The organism is Methylobacterium sp. C33D, assembly GCF_053345825.1.
Genome location: NZ_JBKFAV010000243.1, coordinates 1 through 285, shown reverse-complemented (window position 1 = coordinate 285; position 285 = coordinate 1). Strand labels below are relative to the sequence as shown.

The following is a 285-nucleotide window of genomic DNA, read 5'->3' as shown; positions in this document are numbered from 1 at the left end:
AGCCCGGCGGGCAGGGGGCGAGCTCCGGCGGCCAGCGCGAGTTCGTCGCCGTCCTCGCCCGCGCCGCCGTGGCGGGGGGCGTGGCGGGGGTGTTCATCGGGACCCATCCCGACCCGGACCGGGCCCCCTCCGACGGCCCCAACATGGTGGCGCTGAAGGACCTGCCGGCGCTGCTGGAGGAGCTCCTCGCCTTCGACCGGCTGGCCAAGCGCCGGACCGCCTGACCGTCTCAGGCGCCCGCCGGCTCCAGGACGTGGATCCGCAGGGGCTGGACGAGGCCGAACG

At 77.2% G+C, this 285-nt stretch carries 1 pseudogene; it reads left to right on the top strand.

The annotated features are described in order from the left end of the window. Positions 1-224, top strand: a pseudogene (locus ACLBXO_RS32230) (3-deoxy-8-phosphooctulonate synthase); the annotation flags it as partial. Positions 225-285: the final 61 nt, after the last annotated feature.